Source organism: Candidatus Hydrogenedentota bacterium (genome assembly GCA_013359265.1).
Lineage (GTDB): Bacteria > Hydrogenedentota > Hydrogenedentia > Hydrogenedentales > SLHB01 > JABWCD01.
The window spans coordinates 250,293-265,716 of the sequence record JABWCD010000011.1 but is presented as its reverse complement, the minus strand read 5'-3'; the positions used below and the strand labels follow the sequence as shown (position 1 = coordinate 265,716).

Annotated in this window: 30 protein-coding genes; all 30 read left to right on the top strand. The window is 61.8% G+C overall.

Annotated features, from left to right (window positions below):
* Positions 1–241: elongation factor Tu (tuf, locus tag HUU46_12585; GenBank protein NUM54476.1), on the top strand; the 241-nt coding region annotated here is incomplete at its 5' end.
* A gap of 100 nt (positions 242–341) precedes the next feature.
* Positions 342–653 carry a 30S ribosomal protein S10 gene (rpsJ, locus tag HUU46_12580; GenBank protein NUM54475.1) on the top strand — a complete coding sequence of 104 codons (312 nt, stop codon included), beginning with the start codon at positions 342–344 and terminating at the stop codon, positions 651–653.
* 28 nt (positions 654–681) lie between these two features.
* Entirely contained in the window at positions 682–1,314 is a 633-nt protein-coding gene (gene rplC, locus HUU46_12575) for a 50S ribosomal protein L3 (protein NUM54474.1), read from the top strand.
* Positions 1,315–1,316: 2 nt separating this feature from the next.
* Positions 1,317–1,943 carry a 50S ribosomal protein L4 gene (rplD, locus tag HUU46_12570; GenBank protein NUM54473.1) on the top strand — a complete coding sequence of 209 codons (627 nt, stop codon included), beginning with the start codon at positions 1,317–1,319 and terminating at the stop codon, positions 1,941–1,943.
* Positions 1,940–2,227 (top strand): 50S ribosomal protein L23, encoded by a 288-nt coding sequence (gene rplW, locus HUU46_12565; GenBank protein ID NUM54472.1) that lies wholly within the window; start codon positions 1,940–1,942, stop codon positions 2,225–2,227. The genes rplD and rplW overlap by 4 nt, the downstream gene beginning before the upstream one ends.
* A gap of 28 nt (positions 2,228–2,255) precedes the next feature.
* Positions 2,256–3,083, top strand: a complete 828-nt coding sequence (gene rplB, locus HUU46_12560; protein ID NUM54471.1) for a 50S ribosomal protein L2 — start codon at positions 2,256–2,258, stop codon at positions 3,081–3,083.
* 15 nt (positions 3,084–3,098) lie between these two features.
* Entirely contained in the window at positions 3,099–3,401 is a 303-nt protein-coding gene (rpsS, locus tag HUU46_12555) for a 30S ribosomal protein S19 (protein ID NUM54470.1), read from the top strand.
* A gap of 9 nt (positions 3,402–3,410) precedes the next feature.
* Positions 3,411–3,761 carry a 50S ribosomal protein L22 gene (gene rplV, locus HUU46_12550; protein NUM54469.1) on the top strand — a complete coding sequence of 117 codons (351 nt, stop codon included), beginning with the start codon at positions 3,411–3,413 and terminating at the stop codon, positions 3,759–3,761.
* 19 nt (positions 3,762–3,780) lie between these two features.
* A complete protein-coding gene (rpsC, locus tag HUU46_12545) occupies positions 3,781–4,533 on the top strand; it encodes a 30S ribosomal protein S3 (protein NUM54468.1) in 753 nt (250 codons plus the stop codon).
* 3 nt (positions 4,534–4,536) lie between these two features.
* Positions 4,537–4,944 (top strand): 50S ribosomal protein L16, encoded by a 408-nt coding sequence (rplP, locus tag HUU46_12540; protein NUM54467.1) that lies wholly within the window; start codon positions 4,537–4,539, stop codon positions 4,942–4,944.
* A 5-nt stretch (positions 4,945–4,949) separates the two neighbouring features.
* Complete coding sequence (gene rpmC, locus HUU46_12535) at positions 4,950–5,165, top strand: 50S ribosomal protein L29 (protein NUM54466.1); 216 nt, start codon at positions 4,950–4,952, stop codon at positions 5,163–5,165.
* 2 nt (positions 5,166–5,167) lie between these two features.
* Positions 5,168–5,425, top strand: a complete 258-nt coding sequence (gene rpsQ, locus HUU46_12530) for a 30S ribosomal protein S17 (GenBank protein NUM54465.1) — start codon at positions 5,168–5,170, stop codon at positions 5,423–5,425.
* Between the two features lie 21 nt (positions 5,426–5,446).
* A complete protein-coding gene (gene rplN, locus HUU46_12525) occupies positions 5,447–5,815 on the top strand; it encodes a 50S ribosomal protein L14 (GenBank protein NUM54464.1) in 369 nt (122 codons plus the stop codon).
* A gap of 11 nt (positions 5,816–5,826) precedes the next feature.
* On the top strand, positions 5,827–6,141 hold the full coding sequence (locus HUU46_12520) for a 50S ribosomal protein L24 (protein NUM54463.1): 315 nt from the start codon (positions 5,827–5,829) through the stop codon (positions 6,139–6,141).
* Positions 6,142–6,210: 69 nt separating this feature from the next.
* Positions 6,211–6,768 carry a 50S ribosomal protein L5 gene (rplE, locus tag HUU46_12515; GenBank protein ID NUM54462.1) on the top strand — a complete coding sequence of 186 codons (558 nt, stop codon included), beginning with the start codon at positions 6,211–6,213 and terminating at the stop codon, positions 6,766–6,768.
* A gap of 22 nt (positions 6,769–6,790) precedes the next feature.
* Positions 6,791–6,976 (top strand): type Z 30S ribosomal protein S14, encoded by a 186-nt coding sequence (locus tag HUU46_12510; protein NUM54461.1) that lies wholly within the window; start codon positions 6,791–6,793, stop codon positions 6,974–6,976.
* 25 nt (positions 6,977–7,001) lie between these two features.
* Positions 7,002–7,400, top strand: coding sequence for a 30S ribosomal protein S8 (rpsH, locus tag HUU46_12505; protein NUM54460.1), 399 nt, complete (start codon positions 7,002–7,004; stop codon positions 7,398–7,400).
* Positions 7,401–7,429: 29 nt separating this feature from the next.
* Positions 7,430–7,969 carry a 50S ribosomal protein L6 gene (rplF, locus tag HUU46_12500; GenBank protein NUM54459.1) on the top strand — a complete coding sequence of 180 codons (540 nt, stop codon included), beginning with the start codon at positions 7,430–7,432 and terminating at the stop codon, positions 7,967–7,969.
* A 20-nt stretch (positions 7,970–7,989) separates the two neighbouring features.
* A complete protein-coding gene (locus HUU46_12495) occupies positions 7,990–8,343 on the top strand; it encodes a 50S ribosomal protein L18 (protein ID NUM54458.1) in 354 nt (117 codons plus the stop codon).
* 157 nt (positions 8,344–8,500) lie between these two features.
* Entirely contained in the window at positions 8,501–9,040 is a 540-nt protein-coding gene (gene rpsE, locus HUU46_12490; GenBank protein ID NUM54457.1) for a 30S ribosomal protein S5, read from the top strand.
* A gap of 25 nt (positions 9,041–9,065) precedes the next feature.
* Positions 9,066–9,566 (top strand): 50S ribosomal protein L15, encoded by a 501-nt coding sequence (rplO, locus tag HUU46_12485; protein ID NUM54456.1) that lies wholly within the window; start codon positions 9,066–9,068, stop codon positions 9,564–9,566.
* Complete coding sequence (secY, locus tag HUU46_12480; protein NUM54455.1) at positions 9,567–10,907, top strand: preprotein translocase subunit SecY; 1,341 nt, start codon at positions 9,567–9,569, stop codon at positions 10,905–10,907.
* A 44-nt stretch (positions 10,908–10,951) separates the two neighbouring features.
* Entirely contained in the window at positions 10,952–11,620 is a 669-nt protein-coding gene (locus HUU46_12475) for an adenylate kinase (GenBank protein ID NUM54454.1), read from the top strand.
* Between the two features lie 4 nt (positions 11,621–11,624).
* Positions 11,625–12,401 carry a type I methionyl aminopeptidase gene (gene map / locus HUU46_12470; GenBank protein NUM54453.1) on the top strand — a complete coding sequence of 259 codons (777 nt, stop codon included), beginning with the start codon at positions 11,625–11,627 and terminating at the stop codon, positions 12,399–12,401.
* A 49-nt stretch (positions 12,402–12,450) separates the two neighbouring features.
* Positions 12,451–12,669, top strand: a complete 219-nt coding sequence (infA, locus tag HUU46_12465; protein ID NUM54452.1) for a translation initiation factor IF-1 — start codon at positions 12,451–12,453, stop codon at positions 12,667–12,669.
* A gap of 41 nt (positions 12,670–12,710) precedes the next feature.
* Positions 12,711–12,824, top strand: coding sequence for a 50S ribosomal protein L36 (rpmJ, locus tag HUU46_12460; GenBank protein NUM54451.1), 114 nt, complete (start codon positions 12,711–12,713; stop codon positions 12,822–12,824).
* Between the two features lie 12 nt (positions 12,825–12,836).
* The gene (gene rpsM / locus HUU46_12455; GenBank protein ID NUM54450.1) at positions 12,837–13,211 is read left to right on the top strand and encodes a 30S ribosomal protein S13; all 375 of its coding nucleotides are present in this window, start codon (positions 12,837–12,839) and stop codon (positions 13,209–13,211) included.
* A gap of 15 nt (positions 13,212–13,226) precedes the next feature.
* A complete protein-coding gene (gene rpsK, locus HUU46_12450) occupies positions 13,227–13,628 on the top strand; it encodes a 30S ribosomal protein S11 (GenBank protein ID NUM54449.1) in 402 nt (133 codons plus the stop codon).
* 89 nt (positions 13,629–13,717) lie between these two features.
* Complete coding sequence (locus HUU46_12445) at positions 13,718–14,767, top strand: DNA-directed RNA polymerase subunit alpha (GenBank protein ID NUM54448.1); 1,050 nt, start codon at positions 13,718–13,720, stop codon at positions 14,765–14,767.
* Between the two features lie 35 nt (positions 14,768–14,802).
* Positions 14,803–15,180: a 50S ribosomal protein L17 gene (gene rplQ / locus HUU46_12440; GenBank protein ID NUM54447.1), complete on the top strand. Its 378-nt coding sequence runs from the start codon at positions 14,803–14,805 to the stop codon at positions 15,178–15,180.
* The last annotated feature ends 244 nt before the right edge of the window (positions 15,181–15,424 follow it).

Sequence of the window (15,424 nt, the reverse complement as noted above, 5' to 3'; positions counted from 1 at the left end):
GGAAGGCGGGCGCCACACGCCGTTCTTCAACGGGTACCGGCCGCAGTTCTACTTCCGGACGACGGACGTGACGGGCAACATGACGCTGCCGGCGGGGGTCGAGATGGTGATGCCGGGCGACAACATCAAGATGACGGCAGAGTTGATCACGCCGATCGCCATGAACGAGAACCTGCGGTTCGCTGTGCGCGAAGGCGGCAGGACCGTCGGCGCCGGCGTCGTCACCAAAATTCTGGCGTAGTTTTACGGAGGGCGGGTTTTCCAACCCGCCCCTTTTGCGAATACGAGTGATTTGAATGGATGGCGGGTTGGAATATCCGCCCTCCCGACGGAGACGAACGATGGCGCAGAGCCAAAAGATACGAATCAAACTGAGAGCGTACGACAGCCGGCTGCTCGATCAATCCACACAGGAAATTGTGTCGGCGGCGCAGCGGACTGGAGCGACGATCAATGGCCCCGTGCCGTTGCCGACCGCGCTGTCGAAGTACACGGTGAACCGTTCGCCGCACATCGACAAAAAGTCGCGCGAGCAGTTTGAAACGCGCACGCACAAGCGCCTGTTGGACATCGTGAATCCGACGGCGCAGACCGTGGACGCGCTGATGCGCCTCGATTTGCCGGCGGGCGTCGACGTCGAGATCAAGCAGTAGAACGGCGCCGCCAAGGGACAACGAAACCATGCAGACCGGAATACTGGGAAAGAAGCTCGGCATGACCCGCGTCTTCACCGAAGACGGACGCTGGATTGACGTCACGCTCGTGGAAGCGGGCCCGTGCACGGTGGTGCAGCGTAAGACTGCCGACAAAGACGGGTACGACGCGATCCAACTTGGCTTTGGCGAGCGGAAAGCGAAGCAGACGACGAAGCCTGCCGCGGGCCATTTCAAGAAGGCCGGCGTCACGCCGAAGCAGTTTCTGCGCGAATACCGTGTGAAAGCCGACGACGCGCTCAAGGTCGGCGACGTGATCAAGGTGGAAATGTTCCAGGTCGGAGAACGCGTCGACGTGATCGGCACGTCGAAGGGCCGCGGCACCGCGGGCCTTCACAAGCGCCATCACTTCGGCGGCGGTCCCGGCACGCACGGATCGAACTTCCACCGCCGCGCGGGATCGATCGGTTCGAGCGCGGACCCCTCGAAGACGGTGCGCGGGTTGCGCATGGCGGGCCACATGGGCGACTGCCGCGTGACGATCCAGAACCTGGAAGTCATCAAGGTGGACGCCGAGAAGAACCTTATCGCCGTGCGCGGCTGCGTTCCCGGCGCGAACGGCGGCGTAGTCGAACTGACCAAGACCGTGAAAGGGAAGTAACCATGGCGTCGGCAAAACTCTATCGCAAGGACGGCAGCGAAGCCGGTTCCATTGAATTGAACGACGCAGTGTTTAACGTCGACGTGAACCCGACGATGGTGCACGACGTGGTAGTGGCGTTGCAGAACAACAAGCGCCAGGGCAACCACGAAACGAAGACGCGCACCGAAGTCAGCGGCGGCGGCAGAAAGCCGTACAAGCAAAAGGGCACGGGCAGCGCCCGGCACGGCAGCACGCGCGAGCCGATCATGCGCGGCGGCGGCGTTGTGTGGGGTCCCCACAAGCGCAGCTACCGGCAGGACGTTCCGGTGTCGTTCCGGCGCAAGGCGCTGGCCGGCGTGCTGAGCGATCGCGTGCGCAACGAACAGTTGTGCGTGCTGGAATCGCTCGAATACCAAGAGCCGAAGACGAAGCCTTTCGCGCAGTTGGTGAGCAAGCTTTCGCCGAATGGGCGCAAGACGCTTGTGGTTACGGCCACGACGGACAAGAACACGCTGCTGTCCGCGCGAAACGTGCCGCGCGTGCGCCTGATTACCGCGTCCGACGTGAACGCGCTCGACGTGCTCGGCGCGCAGCGGGTCGTCGTCCTCAAAGACGCGATCGCGAAACTCGAGGAGCGCCTCGCATGAAAGTAAATGCGTACTACATCGTCAAGAAGCCCGTCCTCACCGAGGAATCGACCATCTTGATGCATGCCAAGAACCAGTATGTGTTTCGCGTGGATCCGCGCGCGAACAAGAGCCAAATCCGCGACGCCGTTGAAGAGATGTTCAAGGTCAGGGTCGTCAAGGTCAACACAATGAACTACGACGGAAAAGTGGTGCGCCGGGGCCGTTCGCTCGGCCGGAAGCCGCGTTGGAAGAAGGCGGTGGTTACGCTCCAACAGGGCGAAACAATCGACTTGATGGGTTAACGCAGGCCGCACGGGAGTCCAGCACAACATGGGTATCAAGAAGTTCAAACCGGTGACATCGTCCCAGCGCGGGATGAGCGTTTCCGATTTTGCCGAGATCACGAAGGACACGCCGGAGAAGGGCCTGACGGTTGCCAAGCACCGCATCTCGGGCCGCAACAACATGGGCCGCGTTACGATGCGGCGCCGCGGCGGCGGACACAAGCGCCGTTACCGCATCATCGATTTTCAGCGCGCGAAGGACGGAATCCCCGCGAAGGTGTCCGCAATCGAATACGATCCGAACCGGTCCGCGCGCATCGCGTTGTTGACGTACGCGGACGGCGAGAAGACCTATATTCTAGCGCCGATCGGGCTGGAGGTGGGCATGACGCTCGCCAGCGGCCCTTCCGCGGAATACCAGGTGGGCAACTGTCTGCCGTTGGGTAACGTGCCGCTCGGCGCGTTCGTGCACAACGTCGAACTGACGCCCGGCAAGGGCGGCCAGATCGCACGGTCCGCGGGCAACGCGTGCCAGTTGCTCGCGAAGGAAGGCGAGTTCGCCGTGCTGCGTCTCCCTTCGGGCGAGATGCGCCGCGTATTCATCTCCTGCCGTGCGACGATCGGGCAGGTCGGGAACGAAGAACATGCGAATGTCATGCTCGGCAAGGCCGGCCGCACGCGTTGGCTGGGCCGCCGTCCGAAGGTGCGTGGCGTTGCGATGAACCCGGTGGACCACCCGCACGGCGGCGGCGAAGGCCGTACCTCGGGCGGACGCCACCCCTCGACGCCGTGGGGCATTTCGACGAAGGGCCACAAGACGCGCAAAGAAAAGAAACGCACGAACGTATTCATCATACGCCGGCGCAGCAAGTAACGAGGAGAGAGTACCGTGCCACGTTCCGTAAAGAAGGGTCCGTTCATCGACGGGCACCTCATGGAGAAAGTGGAGAAGCAGAACCGTACGGGCGACAAGCGTGTCATCCGTACGTGGTCGCGCCGGTCGACCATCACGCCGGACATGGTGGGACTGACGATTGCCGTGCACAACGGCAACAAGTTCCTTCCCGTGTTCGTGTCGGAAAACATGGTCGGCCACAAGCTGGGCGAGTTTTCGCCGACGCGCACGTTCAGGGGCCACTCCGGCACGAAGTCGGAAAAGCCCACGACGGCGCCCGCGGCCGGTGGGAAGTAGAGGGACGCCATGCCAGTTGCTATCGCAAAAGTACGCAGCCAGCGCGGATCGCCGCGAAAGATGCGCCTAATCGCGGACCTGATCCGCGGCAAGAAAGTTGCCGAAGCGCGCGACATTCTGCGTTTCACGGTCAAAGGCGGCTCGCCGCTGCTGTCCAAGCTGCTCGCGTCCGCAGTCGCGAACGCCGAGAGCGAAGCGGCCAAGACGCGCACGCGTATCAATACGGACGAATACGTCGTCTCGAAATTGTTGGTCGATAAGGGAATAACCATTCACCGGTATCAGCCGATGACGCGCGGCCGCGGCGGAAAAATCCGCAAGCGCACGCACAACGTCGTGCTGCAGATTTCGGGCGACTAAGGAACAAAGGAGACCATCGGTGGGCCAAAAGGTACATCCGCTCGGGTTCAGGCTCGGCGTGATCCGCACGTGGAGTTCGATCTGGTACGCGGGCAAGGAATACGTGCCGCTGCTCCACGAAGACTTGCGTTTGCGCGACTACGTGAAGAAGCGCCTGTACAACACCGGCGTGGCGCGCGTGGACATCGAGCGGGCGGGCCGCAAGGCGAAGGTGCACATTTACACGGCGCGCCCGGGCCTCGTTATCGGCCAGCGCGGTCAGGAAGTGGACAAGCTGCGCGCGGAACTCGAGAAGCTTACCGGCCGCGAGCTGCTGATAAACATCCACGAAGTCATGAGCCCGGAAATGAACGCGCAGCTCGTTGCCGAAGGCATCGCCTCGCAACTCGAGCGCCGCGTGTCGTTCCGCCGCGCGATGAAGAAGTCGATGCAGAGCACGATGCGCCTTGGCGCGCGCGGCATCCGCCTGCGCGTGGCGGGCCGGTTGAACGGCGCGGAAATCGCCCGCGTCGAGCAGTCCCGCGAAGGCAGTGTGCCACTGCACACCTTGCGCGCGGACGTCGATTACGGGTTCGCGACGGCATACACGACGTATGGCACGATTGGCGTGAAGTGTTGGATTTACCACGGCGACGTGGAGCCTGGCCAGATGGCGGCAAGCCCCGCCGAAGCGCGCGGCATCCAGGCGCGCCGCGACCATCGCGAGCACCGCGGCGACCGTCCCGAACGGGGCGAACGCGGTGGCCGCCGCCAGCAGGAAAAGGAGCAGTAACCCATGTTGATGCCAAAGCGAGTTAAACACCGCAAGGTGCAACGTGGCCGCCGCGCCGGCTCGACGAAGGGCGCTGCCAGTGTCGATTTCGGCGAATACGGATTGAAGGCGACGGAAGTCGGCTGGGTGACCTCGCGCGAGATCGAGGCCGCGCGCATCGCGCTCACGCGCCATGTCAAGCGCGGCGGAAAGCTGTGGATTCGCGTGTTCCCGGACAAACCGATCACGAAAAAGCCCGCTGAAACCCGCATGGGTAAAGGCAAGGGCGCGCCGGAAGAGTGGGTAGCGGTGGTGAAGCCCGGCCGCGTGATGTTCGAGCTTGAAGGCGTGACCGAAGACCTTGCGCGCGAAGCGATCCGGCTCGCGGGCCATAAGCTGTCGGTCGCCTCGAAGTTCGTAAAGAGAACATAGGACACATTGCCGTGAAAGCGAAAGACCTCAGGGAATTGGAACCCGGCGAACTCGACCTTCGGCTGAAGGAACGCGGGGACGCGTTGCGCAACTTCCGTCTCCAGATGGCGACGGCGTCGGTGGAGAATTCGCGCGCCGCGCGGAATGCCCGGCGGGAAGTGGCGCGCATCAAGACGATTATGCGGGAGCGGGAATTGGCCGCTCAGAAAAAGGCTAAGTAATCATGCAGGAACGTGGAGCGAGAAAAGAGCGCGTCGGCGTCGTGCGCAGCAACAAGATGACGAAGACGATCACGGTGGCCGTCGAGCGCACCGTGCAGCACCGGCTGTACAAGAAGGGCGTCAAGCAGACGAAAACCTTCAAGGCGCACGATGAAAAGGGCGAGTGCCAGATCGGCGACCTCGTCCGGATTCGCGAGACGCGCCCGCTCAGCAAGACGAAGCGGTGGCGCCTCGTCGAGATCGTGAAGCGCGCAGAGTAGCCGGCGGAAAGGCGAAGACCAATGATCCAGATTTATTCGAACCTCGACGTCGCCGACAACACGGGCGCGCGGCGTATTCGCGTGATCCAGGTGATGGGCGGCACCGAACGCCGCTACGCCCGGCTGGGCGACATCATCACGGCGTCCGTGAAAGACGCGTTGCCGAACACGAGCGTGAAGAAGGGCGACGTCGTGAAAGCGGTCGTGGTGCGCATGCGCCAGGACACGCAGCGGCCCGACGGCACGGTCATCCGGTTCGACTCGAACGCGGCCGTGTTGATCAACCCGAACATGGAACCGCGCGGCACCCGTATTTTCGGGCCGGTGCCCCGCGAACTGCGCGACCGAGGCTTCATGCGCATTATCTCTCTGGCGCCGGAAGTGGTGTAAAGGAACGAACGATGGATATCCGCAAGGGCGATACGGTGGTGGTGATCACCGGCAAATACAAAGGGCGCAAGGGCCGCGTGCTCCGCACGATGCCGGCCGAAGACCGGTTGATTGTCGAAGGCGTGAACATGATGAAACGCCACACGCGCCCCTCGAGCCGCAATCAGCAGGGCGGCATCGTCGAGCGCGAGCGCCCTATTCACGTGTCGAATGTGATGGCGTGGTGCGAGGCGGCCGGCAAAGCCTCGAAGATTATTCGGAAACGCCTCGAAGACGGCAGCCGCGTGCGCGTGTTCAAGGTGAACGGCGAGACGATTAGCGAGTAAGTCCGTTATACTAACAGGTTCGGTGCGATCCCGTGGCGGTTAATAAGCGGGACGCCTCGACAGAAGGACATGAGAACTGTGACCGCACGACTGAAAGAACGATACGACAAGCAGATTATTCCGGAATTGCGCAAGGAATTCGGCTACGACAACGTCATGCAGGTGCCGCGCGTCGAGAAGATCGTGATCAACATGGGTGTGGGCGACGGCCAGTCGGACCCGCGCATGATGGAGAACGCGGTCAACGAGCTGACGAACATTACCGGCCAGAAAGCGAGCATCCGCAAGGCGAAGAAGTCGATCTCGAACTTCAAGCTGCGCGAAGGCTCGAACATCGGCTGCATGGTCACGCTGCGCGGCCAGCGCATGTACGAGTTCATGGATCGTCTGTTCAATGTCGCCGTCCCGCGTATCCGCGACTTTCGCGGCATGTCGCCGAAGGGGTTCGATCAGTTCGGCAACTATACGCTGGGCCTGCGCGAACAGACCATCTTTCCGGAAGTGAACGTGGACGCGGTCACGCGCGTGCGCGGCATGAACATCACGTTCGTCGTGAAGAATGCGCGCACGGTTGACGAGAGCCGCGAGCTGTTGAAGAAATTTGGAATGCCGTTCAGGGCGCAATAGGCCCTGAAGCAAGGAGAATCCCGTGGCGAAGAAATCGCAGATACTCAGGAGCCAGCGCGCGCCGAAATTCAAGGTGCGCGGCTACCACCGCTGCAAGCTGTGCGGACGGCCCCGCAGCTACATGCGCAAGTTTGGCATGTGCCGCATTTGCTTCCGGAAGTTGGCGCTTGAGGGGCTGCTGCCCGGCGTGACGAAGTCAAGCTGGTAATCGAGACAAAGAGGAACTACGTCCCATGTCGATGAGCGATCCCGTTTCGGATTTGTTGAGCCGCGTGCGCAACGCCATGCAGGCGCGCCAGGAACGCGTTGACGTTCCGGGCTCGCGGTTGAAAGAACGAATCTGCGACGTGTTGAAGCAGGAAGGATTTATCGAGGGCTACAAGCTCGTCGAAGACGGCAAGCAGAACGTGTTGCAGGTGTCGTTGAAGTACCTAACGAACCGCCAGCCGGTGATCAGCGGCCTGCGCCGCGTGAGCAAGCCGAGCCTGCGCGTGTACGTCGGGTACGGCGACATCAGGCCCGTCCGCAGCGGCCTGGGTATTTCCGTGGTCAGTACGTCCAAAGGCGTGATGACGGGGAAGCAGGCCCGCGCGAGCAAGTTGGGCGGCGAAGTGCTGTGCGAGGTTTGGTAAGTCAGGCCTCAACGAAAGGGCAGTGAACCGTGTCGAGAATAGGAAAATTACCCGTACAGATTCCCAGCGGCGTGAAAGCCGAACTGAACGGGCAGAAACTGAAAGTAACGGGCCCGAAGGGCACGCTCGAACGCACTTTCCATCCGGATGTCACCATCACGATGGAAGACGGCCACATTGTGGTCGCGCGTCCGAGCGACGAACCGGCGCACCGCGCCCTGCACGGCCTGACCCGCGCCCTCATGCAAAACATGATGACGGGCGTTACTACCGGCTACAGCAAGGTGCTGAACATCGTCGGCGTCGGTTACCGCGCCGCGATGCAGGGCAAGTCGCTGCAGCTTTCGGTCGGGTACAGCCACCCCGTCATGGTCGAACCGCCCACAGGCATTACGTTCAGCGTGGACGGTACGCAGACCATCAAAGTGGAAGGCATCGACAAGGAACTTGTCGGCCAGATCGCCGCGGATATTCGCCGCTGGCGCCAGCCGGAGCCGTACAAAGGCAAGGGCATCAAGTACGATAACGAGACCATCCGCCGCAAAGAAGGCAAGGCGGGCGGTAAGTAACGAACGGAGAGCACGCAACCATGTCAGCGCTACCCGCAAAATTGAAGAGGCTGTCGCGCCGCAAGATGCACATTCGCAAGAGCATCTCCGGCACGGCCGAGCGCCCGCGCCTCACGGTGCGCCCGACGCTCAAGCATATTTACGCGCAGGTAATCGACGACGCGAGTGGAAAAACCGTCGCGTCCGCGTCCTCCGTGAAGTTGAAGATCACCGGCGGGAACATCGACGCGGCCAAGGCCGTGGGCAAGGCAATCGCGGAGAGCGCGAAGGCCGCGTCCGTCGGGCGCGTGTGTTTCGATCGCAATGGCAAGCTGTACCACGGGCGCGTCAAGGCCCTGGCCGACGCGGCCCGCGAAGCGGGATTGGATTTCTAGGTCAGGCGGAACGGGCACGGGTTCGATCAACGATTACGATGATGAGCACGAGGCACGGGCACGAAAAGGGAACAATGGATAGGATTTTGCGCATGAAGACGCTCCAAAATCCAAAATCCAAAATCCAAAATAGAATTTTGGCACTGGGAGATTGACGTTGAGCAATCCAGAAAGAAAGCGCGAAGGCCGGGGCGAGAAGCGCCCGCGCGCAGAGCAATCGGAATCGCAGTTCGTCGAGGCGGTCGTCAAGATTAACCGCGTCGCGAAGGTTGTGAAGGGCGGACGCAACTTCCGATTCAGCGCCATCGTTGTCGTGGGCGACGGCAGGGGCCGTGTCGGTGCGGCGATGGGCAAGGCCCGCGAAGTGCCGGACGCGATCCGCAAGGCCATCGACCGCGCGAAGCGCAACATGATTGCGATCCCGATCGTGAGCACGACGGTCCCGCACGAAGTGGTGGGCCGCTCGGGTTCCGCCCGCGTCATGCTGAAGCCCGCGTCGCTGGGCACCGGCGTTGTGGCCGGCGGTTCCGTGCGCGCCGTGCTCGAGAGCGCCGGCATCCAGAACGTATTGACCAAGTGCCTCGGTTCGCACAACGCCACCAACGTTGTGTGGGCGACCCTTGACGGCCTGAAGCAACTGAAGACGGCGGAGAACATCGCCAGCGAACGCAACCTGCCCGTGACGGCGGTGCTGTAATTCCGAAGGGTACAAAACCATGCCGATGGATTTGAGCAACATAACTGTCGCCGCCGGCGCACGGAAAAACCGCAAGCGCAAAGGGCGCGGCGTCGGTTCCGGCAACGGCAAAACCGCCGGCCGCGGACACAAGGGCCAGGGCGCGCGGTCCGGCTACTCGAAGAAGGCCGGCCATGAAGGCGGCCAGACCCCGCTTGCGCGCCGCCTGCCAAAGGTTGGCTTCTGGCACGAGAGCCGCTTTCCGATGGCGATCGTCAACCTCGACGACATCGAGAAGGCATTCAAGGCGGGCGACACCGTGAACGCGGAGTCGTTGACGAAGGCCAAGCTCATCGACCCACAGAAAGGCGGTGTGAAGGTCCTCGGCCGCGGCGAAATCACGAAGAAGTTTTCCGTTGCCGCGCACGCCATCAGCGAAGGCGCGCGCGCGAAGATCGAGGCCGCGGGCGGAACGGTCGAATTGATTGGCCCGAAAACGTACGGCCGCCCCAACAAACCCGTCAAGCGAGCGCGGGAGGACAACTAGGTGTCGAGCGCCACAGACGCATTCCGGAACGCGTTCCGAATTCCCGAGCTGAAGAGCCGAATCCTCTTCACGCTCGGCATGCTCGCCGTGTACCGTCTCGGGTCGCACATTCCGACCCCGGGCGTGAACGGGAAGGCACTCTCGGATTTGATGGCCGACGCGAGCAGCATGTTCGGGTTCTATGACATGTTCACCGGCGGAAACTTCCAGAACGCCACGATTTTTGCCCTCGGCATCATGCCGTATATCAGCGCATCGATCATCATCCAGCTTCTGGTCGTGGTGATCCCCTCGCTTGAGAAGTTGTCGAAGGAAGGCGCGGAAGGCCAAAAGAAGATCACCGAATACACGCGCTACGGCACGATTGCGCTGTGCATTATTCAGTCCATTGGCGTCGCCACGTTCCTGCGCGGCATGAACGCGCAATCCGAGGTGCCGATCGTCACAAGCACCGGTATCGGGTTCTACATCATCTGTATTGTCGCGTTTACAACCGGCACCGCGTTCATCATGTGGCTGGGCGAACAAATCAGCGAGTATGGCATCGGCAACGGCATGTCGCTCATTATTTTTGCCGGTATCGCCGCGAGCCTGCCGGCCGCCCTCATGGACCTAGCGACGCTGCTGCGCACGCGCCAGATTAGCTGGATCGCGGTGTTGTTCCTGTTTGCCGCCATGGTGGTTGTCGTCGCGGGCGTGATTCTTATCACGACGGCGCAGCGCCGCATTCCGGTGCAGTACCCGCGCCAGGTGAAGGGCCGCAAGATGACCGGCGGCGCGCGCACCTATCTGCCGCTGCGCGTCAACCAGGCGGGCGTGATACCGATTATTTTTGCGAGTTCCTTGCTGATGCTCCCCGGCATGCTGGGCAGCGCGCTGAACAGCCCCGCCATTGACCGGTTCTTCGAGACCTATTTCGCGTGGCACGGCTGGGCCTACAACATCACGTACGCGGTCCTCATCATGTTCTTCTGCTTCTTCTATACCGCCATTACCTTCAACCCGATCGAGATGGCCGAAAACATGAAGAAGTACGGAGGCGTGATCATGGGCGTGCGCCCGGGCAAGGCCACGGCGGAGTACCTGAACAAAGTCATGACCCGCGTGACGGTCGTAGGTGCGGTCTTCCTCGCCGGCATCGCATTGCTGCCGACCATCGTTCAGATGCAGGTTCCGATGCTCTCGTACAACACCGCAAGTTTCCTCGGCGGTACAAGTTTGTTGATTCTGGTGGGTGTGGCGCTGGACACGGTACGGCAGATCGAAACGCACCTGACCATGCGCAATTACGACGGGTTCCTGGGCGGTGGTGGACGTCGCGTGCGCGGGCGGCGCCTGTAACGCCGATCCAATGTGCCGTGCCATGAAGTGCGAGGGGCAGGGACTTGCGAATCGTTTTACTAGGCGGACCTGGGGCTGGAAAGGGTACCCAGGCCATGCGGCTTGCCGAGGCGTTCGGCATACCGCACATCTCGACGGGCGCGTATTTTCGCGACCAGCTTGAGAGAGAAACCGAGCTCGGGGAGCGCATCCGGGAGTATATGGACTCCGGATCGCTCGTCCCGGACGAATTGACGTGCGAAGTCGTCGAGTCGCGGCTGAAAGAGCCGGACTGCAAGAACGGCTACGTGCTGGACGGATTCCCGCGGTCCTTGCCGCAGGCGCGCATCCTGGATCGGATGCTGGCGGCGCGCGGCGACTCGCTCGACGTTGCGATTGATTTGGAAGTGCCCGACGAGGAGATCGTCGCGCGGCTTACAGCGCGAAGACTCTGTCCCGTTTGTGGTAAGATATTTAATTTGAAGTTTGACCCGCCGTCTTCGGACGGCAAGCGGTGTGACCGCACCGGGTGTTCCGGGCAATTGGTCACGCGTTCGGACGATACCGAGGAAACCGTGCGGGAGCGTATCCGCATTTACCATCGGACGACCGAGCCGATCGTCAAGTATTACAAAGAGCGCGGGCTCTTGCACGTCGTCGTTGAAGGCGCGCTGGGACCCGACCAAGTCTTTGCGAAAGTTGAAAACGTTGTACACCGTTTATGCCGCGCGTGACGCGATGATCGCGATCAAGTCGGAGAACGAAATCGCGATTATGCGCGAAGCGAACCAGATTGTCGCTGAAGTGCTGGTGACGCTGGCGGGCATGGTCGCGCCGGGAATCTCGACGGGCGCGCTCGACGAGGAAGCGGCACGGTTGATTCGCGCGTACGGCGCGAAGCCGTCGTTCCTCGGGTACCACGGGTATCCGAAGAATACGTGCATTTCCGTGGACGACCAAATCATCCACGGGATTCCGGGCAAGCGGAAGTTGCAGGACGGTCAGATCGTCAGCATCGACGTCGGTGTGAAACACCACGGCTACTTCGGCGACGCCGCGGTGACGGTGGCCTGTGGGACGATCGACACTATGCGACGGCGGCTGATGGACGCAACGGACCTTGCGTTATCGCGGGCCATTGCAGCGGCCAAGGACGGCAACTATCTGTCGGACATATCGCGCGCGGTACAGACCACGTGCGAAGCCGAAGGGTTCGCGGTTGTACGCAGTTTCGTCGGCCACGGCATCGGCACCTCGATGCACGAGGAGCCGCAGGTACCTAACTTTGTGACGAAAGAAAAGGGGCCGCGGCTTCGCGCGGGCATGGTGCTGGCCATCGAGCCGATGGTCAACGCGGGTACGCACGACGTGCGCGTGCTGAAGGACGGCTGGACCGCGGTCACCGCGGACGGCAAGCCGAGCGCGCACTTCGAGCACAGCGTAGTCGTTCGCGAGGCCGGAGGCGAGATACTCTCCGCCACGCCAAAGTTGGTGTGGGGACGCAAGACGAACTGAGATAGGAAGGGTAACCCCGAGCGGGGCCGCCCATACCAGATAGAAGGGTATGCAAAAAGAAGACGCAATCGAAGTGGAAGGCACGGTTGTAGAGCCGTTGCCGAACGCCATGTTTCGGGTCGAACTGAAAAACGGCCACAAGGTCCTGGCGCACATATCCGGGAAGATGCGCATGAATTTCATTCGCATATTGCCGGGCGATCGCGTGAAGGTAGAGATGTCGCCCTACGATTTGACGCGCGGGCGCATCACCTACCGCTATAAATAGGGATTTATTCCGGCGCGCGGCGCCGGACGACGGAGAGCATCATGAAAGTGCGTAGTTCGGTCAAAAAAATTTGCGAGAAGTGCAAGATCATTCGCCGGCACGGCCGCATCCGTGTGATCTGCGAGAACCCCCGGCACAAGCAGAAACAGGGCTAGGAGTCGTTCACCATGGCACGTGTAGCAGGCGTTGACTTACCCCGCGAGAAGCGCGTCGAGGTCGGTCTTCAATACATTTACGGAATCGGCCCCGCCCGGGCGAAGACCATCCTCGAAGAGACGGGCATCAGCCCCGATCGCCGCGTGAAGGACTTGTCCGACGAAGAGGCGAGCCGCCTTCAGACGACGATTGTGACCAAGTTCAACGTCGAAGGCGATCTGCGCCGCGAGACGCAGGGCAACATCAAGCGGTTGATGGACATCAACTGCTATCGCGGCAACCGCCACAAGCGCGGCCTGCCGGTCCGCGGCCAGCGCACGCACACGAACGCGCGCACTCGCAAAGGCCCCCGCGGCGCCACGATCAAGAAGAAAGCAACTACCTAATAGGAGTCACGGAAGGTGGCAAAAGAGAAACGCAAGGCGAAGGGCGGCAAAAAACGCCGCACGACATTGAACGTCACCACGGGTGTCGCGCACATCCAGGCGACGTTTAACAACACCATCGTCTCGATAACGGACAGCCAGGGCAACGTGATCTCCTGGTCGAGCGCCGGTCAAGTCGGGTTCGTCGGTTCGCGCAAGAGCACGGCGTTCGCTGCGCAGGTCGCCGCCGAAGCCGCCGCGCAGAAAGCGAAGGAAGCAGGCTTGCGCGAGGTGCGTATTCACGTCAACGGCCCCGGCGCCGGACGCGAATCCGCCATCCGCGCGATTCAGGCGGTGGGCCTTGACGTGTCGCTTATCCGCGACGTGACGAGCATTCCACACAACGGATGCCGGCCGCGCAAGCGCCGCCGTGTCTAGAACTTCCCAGGGCAGATTGACCGAGTTGCCCACTCGGGCGGGTTCAACCGCGCGGAAGGATTGGCCGCGCTACTGGGAGAAAGAGTCGAATGATTGATAAAGAGTTTGTTCTTCCCAAGTCGGTGAAGATTAGCGAAGGATCGACGGAGCAGTACGCCCGCTTCGTCGTGGAGCCGTTCGAACGCGGCTACGGCACCACCATGGGCAACGCGCTTCGCCGCGTCTTGCTCGCGTCGCTCGAAGGTTCCGCGGTCACGGCGATCAAGATCGAGGGAATTCACCACGAGTTCTCCGCGATCCCCGGCGTCAAGGAAGACGTGACGGACGTCGTGCTGAACTTCAAGCGCGCCCAACTCCGCCTCAACAGCGAGCAGGCCGAGATCATCACGTTCAAGCACAAGGGCGCCGGCCCGGTCACGGCGGAGATGGTGTTCAAGGGCACGAAGATCGACGTGCTCAACCCCGACCACGTGATCTACAACGCCACCTCGTCGTCGCACAACGTCGAGATGAAGGTGAAGGTCGCCAAGGGCCGCGGCTACATGACCGCCGAGCACTTCGAACTTGAGCACGCGGAAATCGGGACGATCTATCTCGACGCAAGCTTCTCGCCGGTCACGCGCGTGAACTTCCAGGTCGAGGACGCCCGCGTCGGCCAGACGACGGACTACGACCGCCTAATCATGGAAGTGTGGACCAACGGGTCGATTACGCCCGAGAAGGCGATGGAAGAAGCGGCGAACCTGCTGATCGACCACCTCAAGATTCTTGTGCATCAGCGCCGCGAAGAATCCGAGTCCGAGTCCGTCGCCGGCGCGGACGATCCGGAACTGGCGCGCCAGTTGGGCCGCTCCGTGGATGAACTTGAACTGAGCGTGCGCGCCGCAAATTGCCTGAAGGCGGCGAACATCCGCACAATCGGCGAACTCGTGTCGCGCTCGGAAGCGGAGATGCTCCAGTTTCATAACTTCGGCAAGAAAAGCCTCGACGAAATCAAGGCCCTGCTGGAAGCGATGGGCCTGTCCCTCGGTATGAACACCGGAATTCCGATGCCGGCGCTTGTTCCCAGCAGCTACGTCGCCGACGACGAGGACGAAAACGACGCGGAAGACGCCGCGGACGACGACGAAGACGAATAATAACGAACGCAGTCGCGTAAAGAGGTATAGACCCCATGAGGCACCGTAAAGCAGGCCGCGCGCTCGGCCGGAGCATGTCGCACCGCAAGGCCACGATGAAAAACCTTGCGATAGCGCTGTTCACACACAATGCCGTCAAGACGACCGTCGCCAAATCGAAAGAGCTGCGCATGTACGCCGAGCCGCTCATCACCCTGGCGCGGACGGACACCGTGGCCAACCGGCGCCTCGCCTTCGCCGAACTGCGCGACAACACCGTCGTGAAGAAACTCTTCACCGAGATCGCCCCGGCCTACGCCGAGCGCCCCGGTGGCTACACCCGCATCCTCAAGATGGGCCACCGCGTCGGCGACGGCACCCAAATGGCCCGCATCGAACTCGTCGGTCTCGGCGAATACAAGGCCGAAGACTAATCTGAACCTGCTTTAACAAGCTGCGGTTTTTGGCAGGCGCCCGGGGCCCCTACGGCCCCGGGCGCTGAAGTTTTTAGCCTCCGACCGGCGCTGATCCCTACGCGTCCAAATTGACCTAGACCCAGTTCATTTGCTATATTATGTCTCGCTAACACGAAAGCGTTCGCGCGGGTCAAAGACAGCCGGCGGCCCCAGGGCCTTAATATTCGCCTGCCGAGACCGTGGTACGAGCTTTATATCCAGT